Origin of the sequence: Haloferax sp. Atlit-6N, from assembly GCF_003383195.1 — an archaeon.
GTDB classification, from domain to species: Archaea; Halobacteriota; Halobacteria; order Halobacteriales; family Haloferacaceae; genus Haloferax; species Haloferax gibbonsii.
Window position 1 is genome coordinate 1 of record NZ_QEQJ01000402.1, and the last position, 438, is coordinate 438.

Consider the following 438-nt stretch of genomic DNA (forward strand, 5'->3'; position numbering starts at 1 on the left):
TTGGGTCGGGAGGTATCCGACCACGGGACCAACTACACCATCCGCCAGTTCAAAGACGTCCCGTTCACGCCGATCGACCTCGTGAACTGGAAGACCTTCTCCTTAGAGGAGATGGCGTTCCTCTGGCTCTGCATCGAGAACGACAAGAGCCTGATCTTCGCGGGCGGGACTGCCTCGGGGAAGACCACGTCACTGAACGCGGTGTCGCTTTTCATCCCCTCGAACTCCAAGATCGTCTCGATCGAGGACACTCGCGAGGTCGAACTGCCCCAGCGGAACTGGGTCGCCTCCGTCACGCGCCCGTCGTTCAGCGACGACGACCGCGGCGACGTCGACGAGTTCGACTTACTGGAGGCCGCGCTGCGACAGCGCCCCGACTACATCGGGATGGGCGAGATCCGCGGCGAGGAGGGGCGGACGCTCTTTCAGGTGATGTCG

Annotated in this window: 1 protein-coding gene; it reads left to right on the forward strand. The window is 63.0% G+C overall.

Annotation, left to right across the window (positions count from 1 at the left end; translation table 11 throughout):
- The coding region (locus tag DEQ92_RS22935) for a type II/IV secretion system ATPase subunit (RefSeq protein ID WP_147299610.1) at positions 1 to 438 on the forward strand (438 nt) is incomplete at both ends.